Source organism: Bacteroides neonati, from assembly GCF_000499785.1.
Lineage (GTDB): Bacteria > Bacteroidota > Bacteroidia > Bacteroidales > Bacteroidaceae > Bacteroides > Bacteroides neonati.
The window spans coordinates 1-9061 of sequence record NZ_HG726033.1 but is presented as its reverse complement, the minus strand read 5'-3'; the positions used below and the strand labels follow the sequence as shown (position 1 = coordinate 9061).

Genomic DNA, 9061 nt, shown 5'->3' with positions numbered 1-9061 from the left:
TTACTTCTACCAAGACTGCGTTGACGAAAGTGGTAATCCGATTGATTTAAAGAAAGATGATGTCGTTAAGTTTACTGCATACCTCTGTATGAAAGCAGCTGACGGCACTATCGTAAACGGATGGTTAGCATCTCAAAGTGATATGCTTGCCAATGACTGGATGATATTTGAGTTTTAATACACTGCCATACGGTGGTGGAATATCTGCCGTATGGCTCAAATCAAAACAGTAATGAGCAAAGAATCAATAGCAATGTATTTCGGTACAACAGGAGTCCCCGGACATCACATCACGATGCTAAGCGGTAGTATGTCAGTAAAAGACCAGTGCCGAATAGGTGGTGAAATAGATTCAGACGATGCCTTGTACTCTGCCATGAAAAAATGCAAGGGTATTGGGTATGTCTACTATCGTGGAGTTACAATGCTGTGTATTCCTTACAGCGCGCATGATTCCCGCGGTGGGAGTAAGTCAATATTCATCATGGAAGGGAAAATTGCAAAGGATGAAATAATAAAGGAGCTGCAAAAATACTCGTGGGTTTACAGCTTATTCACTAGGCTACAAATAGATCATCATCTTGGTGATGTGGAAGAATTTGAATTAACGTAAAACGTATTGAAATATGAGTGAAAGAACAGTTCGAATCACAGATAAGTACGATGTAAACTGTGGCAAAGAGTTTCCGGGATGGCTAGCATACCATGACCTTTATCACAGGGGTGGCACAAATCAACCTATTGAAGACCTCTATCTTGTAACCATTGACGGGAATGAGAGAAGATATGTAAGTTCTCAAATTGATGTAGAACACTATCGGGAGCAAATACTAAAAGAGGAAATAAAAAACCTCGGTGCCAAAGTAGGCGATAAGGTAAGGGTTCTTAAAGAAACCAGTGGTAGTTATGGGAAGCAGTATTATGATCGTAAAAGCAAAAATGGCTTTCATACTATTACAAAAATAGAATGCTATGGGCATGTGACATTTGACAACGGAGAGGCTGAAATGTTCAGACCGACAGTTGAAGTAATTAACGAATAACCAATTAGAAAGGAGCTAATATGACAGACAGAGAATTGGAATTCATGCAGGACTTGGAAATTCTACTTAAAAAACATCGTGTTGAAATTTGTGCGACAGAAATAAACTGTTCAGTCGACGGCAGTTTATCTATCAATATATTCGGTGACAGTATAGATATTAATCTCTACGGAACATTATCTTATAAAGATATTAACAATATAATTAACGATAATAACTAAATGAAATAATATGGAACTAACAGTATATACTTTTGACCATTTTAAAAGTGGCCAGGAAATTCAAGAGTATTTGGGATATAAGCCACTTGCATCTGTAAATATAGGACTTAATCATGTGTTAAATGGGGACGATTGGTCAACAGCTAAATCACAACATCACTCATCTGAATGGAATAGTTATGCTATGTATTATTTGCAGGCTGAACAATGGGTAAGTGAAGGAAAACTTTACTTTAAGCGGGACGGGCATATTTTAAAAGTCATACCTGATGGAAATACTTATTGTTGCGTTGGGGAGGGTTTCGTTAATCTACAAGAAAGTGATAATTACGCCTTTGGAGACACATTTGAGGAAGCCATAGAGAATTTCAAGAAGAAAATAATAGCCTGAAAAGGCTCAATACAGTAAAGAAATGAGCTTTGGGCGGCTTTGTAAAACCCATAAATACAATATATGGAAACTGATATTCAAGAAAACAAAAGGAAGTTGGAAGAACTGAAAGAGGCGGCAAAGCCATTGATAAAGTTTCTTTGCGAAAACTATCATCCTCATGTAACTGCACTTGTCACCCCTACAAGTGTAGAGGTAATGGAAGGCCTTCAAGCAGTTCCAAATATAACCGAATTTATAGTTGATTAAAATTCTGCCATGCGGTAGGAAATTCAACTGTCGCATGGCTCAAATAAACAAAAATGAATGATAAGGACCTTTATTTTCAATATTTGGTAGCTATATTGAATCAAAATACAATGCTGAAAGAGCAAATAGATAAAATGGAGAGAAGACTAAGCAATACTATCTTATATTGCTCTATCTGTTTATCTATTCTGATTACCTTTTCTTTATACTGCATAAAAGCCCTATAGTTCCTCCTACGATATAAAGAAAAAATTAAAAAGAAACTATTGCTTTGCAATAGAAGTCAAGAATTCAAAAAAATAAGTATGAACCATTTTAAAAATCAAAATTGTATGGATGTAAGTAATTTAACTAAAGCTCAACGTCTTGAGCTAAAAGCACAACTCGAAGCAGAAGAACGTGCCGAAGAGGCGAACCTGCAACGTGAGAGACAATCGTATAACGCTATGCGTGATGAGTTTGTAACACGTACTTTTCAATCTCTCAAACAGCTAAGTGGTTGTATGCAAGAGCAGAAACAAACCATCTTTGAAGAAAGTGAAGAACTCGACACAATGCAACAGCGCCTTTTCAAGGTGAAACTTGACCGTAAAAGCCGTACATTGACACATAGCGATGGACACATCTCCATCAAAGTGGGTAATCGGCTGAACGACGGATGGGATGACAGTGTCGAAATTGGTATTGAAAAAGTACGTGAGTATCTGGCCACCTTGGCTACTGACGAAAAATCCGCCCGCCTGGTCAATGCTATTACCAGCTTGCTGGCCAAGGATCAGAAGGGAACATTGAAAGCCAACAAGGTATTGGAACTGGAAAAGATGGCCAATGAATCGAAAGACGACACGTTCCTTGAGGGACTTCGCATTATCAAAGAAGCCTATCGGCCGGTGCCTACTTGCCAGTTTGTCGAAGTGAAATACAAAGATGAGAACGATGTGGAGCGTTCACTACCATTATCCATGAGTGCGATGGATATATGAAGCAGCTCATTTACAAAAGTAATCTCAAGCCGGACAAAATGCCGGCTTGGCTTACCTGCCTACTGAATATAACTCTGGACGATATAAATAATAATCATGTATTTGGTGACTCCATCGAAGACTACGAGTGGATACAGTGGATTCTTAATACAGACCTCAAGGAGCTGCAAGTAAAAAGCGATGTTACAACGGAGCTGACAACGGATGAAGGTAAAACAGCCCTGTTCATTAAACGCTCTGGACGAATACTGGTATCAATCTATATAAAAGAAAGCAATGGATAAACAAACCATCATTAACAAGATTCAGAAGCTGATCCGCTTACGCGATGGAGCTCGGGCGGTAGGTTCCGAAGGTGAAGCCAATGCAGCGGCTGCGGCCATTCAACGGCTTATCACCGAATATAACATGAGCTTGTCCGAAATCGAAGGCACACCGGAAGCCGAGGAAGAAAGCTGTATTGGTCGGTCAAACAACTATCATACCGCAGATAACTACCGTAGCGGTTGGAAGCGTCATCTGCTTTACGCCATCTGTGAATATTATTATTGCAAAGCGTATATGCTGAGTGGAACACCCCGATGTGTGGTATATGGCACAGAGATGAATCGCATGGCAGTAGAGTATGCCTTTAACTTTCTTGAAGCTGCATTCACTCACCTGTCGGTTATTCGCTTTAAGGAGGCACACGGAACTTGTCGCATTCCTACCCGCCACCGTGATGTATGGTTAGCCTCTTATCTACTTGGTTGTTCATCCGGTATCCGTGAGAAGCTAATGAGTGAGAAAACCGAGCAGGTAACAGGGCTGATGATAAGCCACGGGGCAATGATTGACAAGTATATGGCACAGGAGCAGGGAAGCACAAGAAGCTGGAGCTCATCTTCCAATCGCGGACTCAATGACCGGGTATTCGGAATGGGATACCGCGACGGACAAAAACAGAATATTGCGAAGGCAATCAAATAATCATTTTATCAACAATCAAAAACTTTACAATTATGTCAACAACAAATTTCCACAACTGGTTTCAAGGTAAAATCCGTTATGAAAAAGTAAACGAAGCCGGAATGAATGTTAAGGTAACAGAACCTTATTTGGTAGATGCCCTTAGCTTTACAGAGGCAGAAGCCCGGTTAATTGAAGAAATGTCTCCTTACATCACAGGTGATTTTACTGTGTCGGATATCGCACGGGCCAATTACAGCGAACTTTTTGCAAGCGACGAGGAATCGGCAGACCGCTGGTTTAAATGCAAACTCATCTACATTACATTGGATGAAAAGAGCAGTGCAGAGAAACGAAGCAGCGTGAATGTACTGGTACAAGCAGCCGACCTACGCGATGCAGTGAAGAAGCTTGATGAAGGTATGGCAGGCACTATGGCCGATTATCAAATCGCTTCAATAGCAGAAACGGCAATTATGGATGTATATCCGTATACAGGAAAGTCGGATGATAAACCAACGCCCGAAGCATAATGAGTAAGAAACAACAGGCGCTGATTTTGTCAGCGCCTCTCTTCGGAGACGTACATCCTAAAGAGCAGCAGGAATTCAACGGTTTTCCATGTTCGGGCTGTCAAGGCAATGGTTGGCATTGGAAAGAAAATAAATATGGAGATCGGATAAAAGAGCCCTGTTCTGTTTGCGGTGGTACCGGAAAATTGAAAGCAGTGGTTACCATTGAATGGAAAGCAGATAGCTAACTATGCAACGCCCACCTGTTAACTATATCGTCCAAATTGGCGATAGCTACCTATCCGAACTGATATACTACTGGCTGTATTGCGATAAACCTTGTTCGTTACTCATACAAGCTCCGAAAACGGAAGGAGTTACAGCGGTTAAGTTGGTCGTGGATAGTGATCGCTCGGCAGAGTTCCTGCTAAGAGTAAAAGAGAAAACAGGGGCAAGGTTGTATAAAGCAGATAAATAACTTTTAAAACACTCAAAGCCATATTAGCCGTATCCTATGCTGTCCGTGAGGCAAAGCCAAGAAAGGACTATATAAATCATTTCCGCCAAAGCAAACCACTCGAAGGCATATACTTTACATCGTTTGCCAGGGAAACACTTGAAAGGAGAAGCAGACGCAAGTCTGAACACTATGCGGCCGTTTATGACGCTATAATCAATCACATCGACCGATTTTCCGAGTTATACAACTGTGATATCTACACGAACTCAATTACCGAAGAGTTTTTGGATGATTTCATTATTTACCTGGAAGATCGGGGATTGATGCACAACACCATTGTAGGATATATACAGAAAATCCAATCATTGGTTAGACGCGCCGGCCAATACAATTATGCAGTAGATACAACGTACAACGGGGTGGATTTAGAGGAAGAGCCGACCTTTGCCGTCTTTCTTTCAATGAACGAGATCACAAGAATCTATTATTATAAATTCGAGCATCAAGATAAGAGAAAAGCCAAAGAGCGCATCCGCGACCTTTTTGTTATTGGCTGTCTTACGGCACTTCGTTATTCCGACTACTCAACTTTAACAAATCAAAACCTAATTGGTGAATACATCGTAAAACGTACCAAAAAGACAAACGTGGATGTGAAAGTCCCCATTCACGACTACGTCAAAGAGATATTTGAAAAATACGGAGGACATATTCCCTGTCAATTATGCATTCAGCATTTCAACAAATACCTGAAATTGGTTATGCGAGAAGTGGGATTGACAGATAAAATCACCTATTCGTGCACCAAAGGTGGCAAGCTTATTACCAACACCCGTGAAAAATGGGAACTGATAAGCAGTCATACTGCCCGCCGATCGGCAGCCACTAATATGTATTTGACCGGAAGAATGAAAACTCTTGAAATCATGCGATTAACCGGGCATCGAAGTGAGCAGAACTTTTTCCGCTACATCCGACTAACCAATGATGATACTGCACGTTCAATCTCAGGAGATATGTTTTTCAGAAAATAATAACAAGCACTAGAATCGACGTAAGATATATGTATCCTGCGTCGATTTTTGTTTAATAGTGGTGTGAAGTGTCATTTTTTTATCTAAAATTATTCTTGCTCAAGGTTTTCTTTGTAATTTTGTGATAATCCCAAACCACAGTATCGATAAATTATGGCCAATCAGCTATACCTTTTTGAAGACAATCGGCAAGAGTATCCCAACGGACTCTCGCAAGAGCAGCAGGCAAAGCGTAAGCGCGTTGCCACGATGCAAATTAAAAGGAAAGCAATGAACCGTAAAGAGAGACTGGATATACGCGATCGGATGATTGTGGCCCGTCTCTACTATTGGCGCGAGATAGTACGCAAGCGATTGGATGATGTACTTGTCACCCTTTCGGATGAAGAGTTCTGTGTGGAAGAAAGAACCATAAATAACGCCTGGGCAAAGCAGGCTGATTATTTCGAGGAACTTTGTCGCAATCGTACTACCGCACGGCAATTACAAAAAATGTATCCCAGTTGGCGGTTCTGATTACTCTATCCTATCCATAAAGAAAGCAGTATACAAACAATTATACACTTTTAGTCCATCCGGTCGTTTTTCATCTTTCACGCTCACACGGCTGAATGCTTTTATACAATCTTCTGTTCGCCATCCTTGTAGCGTACTATGAATACTTTCGAGTACATCGAAGCGTTCGTCAGCCTTTTGACGTACCATGACAGGGGATTTGGTGTTGAACGAGGCGCAATCATTAAATGCGACCTTTAGGTTAAATCGTAACTCTATGCGTTGCGGGGCTCGTGGGTCGACAGAGATATTCTCACAACCGGCCACATTCATTTCAACCAGGCAACCGGGAAACGCAATGGGTGGGCGACTGTCGCTAAAGTTCAGTTGTCCTTCATCGGCATCAATCCAACGTAGGGCAGGCACGGTCTCTTCCAACCTATCCAAAACATCATTGAAATACTTCTTTTTCATCTCTTTATTATTTGTTTAGTGAGTTTATAAACCCTTCGATGCGGTAATGTAACTGTTGTTGCAGTTCCTTTGCATCACCTAGAAACTGACGCTGTGGTAGTCGCATACTCATGGAGTGTTGTTTTACGCTATACGCTTTTCCCTTCTTCGATGTGCGCTTATGTGCAGGCACCACCACACTTCCTACAAAGCCTTCGTTGTGTGCCCGGGCATAAGGTACCTTCTCATTTCCGGCAGATATTATCACAAGATCACGGCTAATAAGACTGGGACGGACGCTATTCAACAGCGCAGCAGAGTCAATCAGCAACGAACCGTTGGTGCGATGTCTATAGCCCGGTGAGAAGTTCGGCCACGGAGCCCCATCGAAAGCCTTTTTACGAAACGTGTCTTGAAAATACTCCACGGCTGTTTCGGCGATGATGTCAGGCACTGCATCCAAAATTTCATTCTTCAAGGTAAACAGTTCTTTTTCAATGTTAATCTTCATTGTTACTGAATTATTTATTGTATATTTGCACACAGAAGTCTGTTCGAACGGATGTAATTTAGGCGATTTGTCCCGGTGTATGGCGGGAAATACCCGAAGTCTGATCTCTGACAGCGTGCGGACAGTGCAACCCATACAAGGCGGAGAATCATTTCTCCGCTTTTTTTATGAGCAACCCGTGGCGACGCTTGTCCCAAATCTTTTTCAAGTCTATCCGTTTATTGGGGTCTTTAGAGGTTCTCATCAAGTACCATGTTTTTAAAACCAGCTTGTCCTCTTCTATTCGGTAGTTGGCTACAATCACTCCATCTTGGTAATACCGTATCAGACTGTAGGTATCGTACACATTCTTTTTGATGTCATCATTTAACCAAACTTCGTCGGGGTTCAGTAAGGTTTCACACATGGCATCCCAGTATACAATGCGGTTGTCGGAACCCTTTCCCGTAGTATGGCTGTCGAATTGTTTCTTTTCCAATACAATGATACGTCCCCGATAATCCGGCAATGAAATCACACCTTCGTTGGATGTTCGCTTCCAAATGGTAGACGCCGTTTTCTCTTGTGTAGGTATCGGTTGCATTGCTTTTTCCATCTGTTTGGGTACACTTTCTATCCCCCATTTGTCAGCTGTCAATTTATCCAGGTATCGGGCTGCTTGATTGGGAAATTTCCGAATATACATCTGGTTCGCACTGAACACCTCTGCTGTTTTACCACGATTCACACCCCATCCTTGGGTTGCTGTCTGTTTCCATTCAGGTGTATCGAAGAAGTCGTCTGCACGCTTCTTCATCTCCGCCAACATCTCCGGTTTTATTTCGTAGGCCATACGGGGAACTACCCGGCAGCGACAACGCCAGTCGTTGGGTGGAAACAGCCTGTTCCATCGAGGATCACTGTGATGTAACGTCATTCCATTGAGCCGTTCATGGCTTGCGCGTACCTTTTCATCTCCTGCTGTACGATACTCCCAATAGGGGAATGTCTTCACTTTACCCATCAATCGGCGATAATTGGATGCCGCTTCAGCTGTAAGCAGGGCCGTATCGTATTCTGTCTTTTGCCACGTCTTGTTAAATACATCTGTTACCTCTTTAGCCCGTCGGTGGAACTCCTCGAAGTTCTTACTTTCTCGAAACAGCCGGTTCAATTCTTGAATCTCTGCCAATGTTTTAGCAGCAGAGAAGTGAAACAGATTGGTTTCCATTGCGGTGCGAAACACATTATCAGGGGCATTGTAAGCAATACCGGCATCCATGTTGTTTACCTCTTGTTTAAACGCTGTTTGTATAGCATTTAAAAGGTCGGAAGCGATAAACTCAAACAGTTCCGGATGAAAGGTGTCAATCTCGCCCGCAGCTATACCGGCAATCAACGTTTCTTCCAGTGACGCATCATTCATGCGGACTTTTCCAATTGCCCCGTCCCGCGGGGCAGCTACGAAAAAATCCCATAAGCGGATGAAGAAGTTACGTTCGTGATCGGTATTTTCAATCGGCGCTTTGCCTTTGTTTCCTTCCATTTCTTCCGGTTCTTTCTCTTTCACGATTCCGGTGCCGGGTTGCTCGATGGTGACTACCGGCTCTCCCTCTTTGGGTTGTGGTATACCGTATTTTTCGTACACGTACGAGTGTGGAACGGGTATCATCGTAGTAATGGTTTTCAACTCTTCGACTTTGATCTCATCCTTCTTGTCTACAAAACTGAACTTTCCGCCATGTACCGGATATCCGCGCCGTTCAAGCAGAGGTACAAAGT

Annotated in this window: 16 protein-coding genes; 13 read left to right on the top strand and 3 right to left on the bottom strand. The window is 42.2% G+C overall.

The window, feature by feature from the left end:
• Positions 1-40 precede the first annotated feature (40 nt).
• From TY03_RS23090 to TY03_RS21210, 13 genes are all read left to right on the top strand, one after another.
• Entirely contained in the window at positions 41-178 is a 138-nt protein-coding gene (locus TY03_RS23090) for a DUF2829 domain-containing protein (RefSeq protein ID WP_262482542.1), read from the top strand.
• Positions 179-232: 54 nt separating this feature from the next.
• Positions 233-613, top strand: a complete 381-nt coding sequence (locus TY03_RS21265) for a hypothetical protein (RefSeq protein WP_042370586.1) — start codon at positions 233-235, stop codon at positions 611-613.
• Between the two features lie 13 nt (positions 614-626).
• The gene (locus tag TY03_RS21260; RefSeq protein WP_042372676.1) at positions 627-1043 is read left to right on the top strand and encodes a hypothetical protein; all 417 of its coding nucleotides are present in this window, start codon (positions 627-629) and stop codon (positions 1041-1043) included.
• A gap of 231 nt (positions 1044-1274) precedes the next feature.
• Positions 1275-1655, top strand: a complete 381-nt coding sequence (locus TY03_RS21255) for a hypothetical protein (RefSeq protein ID WP_042372679.1) — start codon at positions 1275-1277, stop codon at positions 1653-1655.
• 63 nt (positions 1656-1718) lie between these two features.
• The gene (locus tag TY03_RS21250) at positions 1719-1904 is read left to right on the top strand and encodes a hypothetical protein (protein ID WP_042372681.1); all 186 of its coding nucleotides are present in this window, start codon (positions 1719-1721) and stop codon (positions 1902-1904) included.
• 332 nt (positions 1905-2236) lie between these two features.
• Positions 2237-2887, top strand: a complete 651-nt coding sequence (locus TY03_RS21245; protein ID WP_042372747.1) for a DUF3164 family protein — start codon at positions 2237-2239, stop codon at positions 2885-2887.
• A complete protein-coding gene (locus TY03_RS21240) occupies positions 2884-3171 on the top strand; it encodes a hypothetical protein (protein WP_042372683.1) in 288 nt (95 codons plus the stop codon). Before TY03_RS21245 ends, TY03_RS21240 begins: the two co-directional genes overlap by 4 nt.
• Complete coding sequence (locus tag TY03_RS21235) at positions 3164-3856, top strand: DUF7168 domain-containing protein (protein ID WP_042373715.1); 693 nt, start codon at positions 3164-3166, stop codon at positions 3854-3856. The genes TY03_RS21240 and TY03_RS21235 overlap by 8 nt, the downstream gene beginning before the upstream one ends.
• 32 nt (positions 3857-3888) lie before the next feature.
• Positions 3889-4368 (top strand): DUF4494 domain-containing protein, encoded by a 480-nt coding sequence (locus TY03_RS21230; protein WP_042373713.1) that lies wholly within the window; start codon positions 3889-3891, stop codon positions 4366-4368.
• Positions 4368-4595 carry a hypothetical protein gene (locus tag TY03_RS21225; protein ID WP_042373711.1) on the top strand — a complete coding sequence of 76 codons (228 nt, stop codon included), beginning with the start codon at positions 4368-4370 and terminating at the stop codon, positions 4593-4595. The genes TY03_RS21230 and TY03_RS21225 overlap by 1 nt, the downstream gene beginning before the upstream one ends.
• A 2-nt stretch (positions 4596-4597) precedes the next feature.
• Positions 4598-4825, top strand: coding sequence for a hypothetical protein (locus TY03_RS21220; RefSeq protein ID WP_042373708.1), 228 nt, complete (start codon positions 4598-4600; stop codon positions 4823-4825).
• Between the two features lie 71 nt (positions 4826-4896).
• A complete protein-coding gene (locus TY03_RS21215) occupies positions 4897-5841 on the top strand; it encodes a phage integrase SAM-like domain-containing protein (RefSeq protein ID WP_230202015.1) in 945 nt (314 codons plus the stop codon).
• Between the two features lie 153 nt (positions 5842-5994).
• Complete coding sequence (locus TY03_RS21210) at positions 5995-6357, top strand: hypothetical protein (protein ID WP_042373704.1); 363 nt, start codon at positions 5995-5997, stop codon at positions 6355-6357.
• Here the strand turns inward: TY03_RS21210 and TY03_RS21205 are convergent, their stop codons facing one another.
• From TY03_RS21205 to TY03_RS21195, 3 genes are all read right to left on the bottom strand, one after another.
• Positions 6358-6810 (bottom strand): hypothetical protein, encoded by a 453-nt coding sequence (locus tag TY03_RS21205; RefSeq protein WP_042373703.1) that lies wholly within the window; start codon positions 6808-6810, stop codon positions 6358-6360. It lies immediately after the preceding gene.
• Between the two features lie 7 nt (positions 6811-6817).
• Positions 6818-7300: a phage virion morphogenesis protein gene (locus tag TY03_RS21200; RefSeq protein WP_042373702.1), complete on the bottom strand. Its 483-nt coding sequence runs from the start codon at positions 7298-7300 to the stop codon at positions 6818-6820.
• 148 nt (positions 7301-7448) lie between these two features.
• Positions 7449-9061, bottom strand: a 1613-nt coding sequence (locus TY03_RS21195) for a phage minor head protein (RefSeq protein WP_042373700.1), incomplete at its 5' end; no start/stop codon positions are given.